1 protein-coding gene and 1 pseudogene are annotated in these 694 nt (G+C 56.2%); both read right to left on the bottom strand.

The annotated features are described in order from the left end of the window. Positions 1-409, bottom strand: a 409-nt coding sequence (locus EN750_RS37530) for a RidA family protein (protein ID WP_145968344.1), incomplete at its 3' end; no start/stop codon positions are given. A 77-nt stretch (positions 410-486) separates the two neighbouring features. Further along, a pseudogene (locus EN750_RS41320) lies at positions 487-694 on the bottom strand (amino acid ABC transporter ATP-binding protein); the annotation flags it as partial.

Genomic DNA, 694 nt, shown 5'->3' with positions numbered 1-694 from the left:
CAACACCGACTGTGCTGCGCGTGTGGCGCCCCTGCTCGCCGAAGATTTCGACCATGAGATCAGAAGCGCCGTTCATGATTTTTGCATGGTCGGTGAAATCAGCGGGGGCGGCAATAAATCCGCCTAGTCGAACGATTTGCTTGATCCCGTCGAGTGAACCCAAGGCAGCACGAATCTGCGAAAGAACGTTGATAGCCGATGCCCTTGCGGCCAGGGTCGCATCTTCGATCGACACGTCGACGCTGACCAACCCCGAAGCCAATAGCTTGCCGCCAGATCCCATGCAAAGCTGTCCGGAAACGAAAAGCAGGTTTCCTGTGCGGTAGGTGGGAACGTAGTTGGCGACAGCCTTAGGCGCTGCGGGAAACTCGATGCCGAGTTGAAAGGCGCGCGCTTCAAAAGTGGTCATGTAGAGTCCCTTCTTCGTCGTCCGTACTTGGCATAGTTGAAGTGAATATCGCTCAGATGCTCAATGGCTCGGTAACCTCAAAGGACGCGCGCGAGGAATTCCTTCGTGCGCGGCGATTTGGGGCTCGCGATCATTTCCCTCGGATGGCCGGATTCTACGACGACGCCTCCATCCATGAATATGAGCTGGTCAGCCACCTCGCGCGCAAATCCGATTTCGTGGGTGACCACGATCATTGTGATGCCTTCCTTGGCGAGATCCTTCATGACTTCCAGAACTTCCCCG

Source organism: Mesorhizobium sp. M7A.F.Ca.ET.027.03.2.1, assembly GCF_003999175.1.
Taxonomy (GTDB): Bacteria; Pseudomonadota; Alphaproteobacteria; order Rhizobiales; family Rhizobiaceae; genus Mesorhizobium.
Note: the sequence above shows the minus strand (reverse complement) of the source record. Positions and strands in the feature narration are given on the sequence as shown.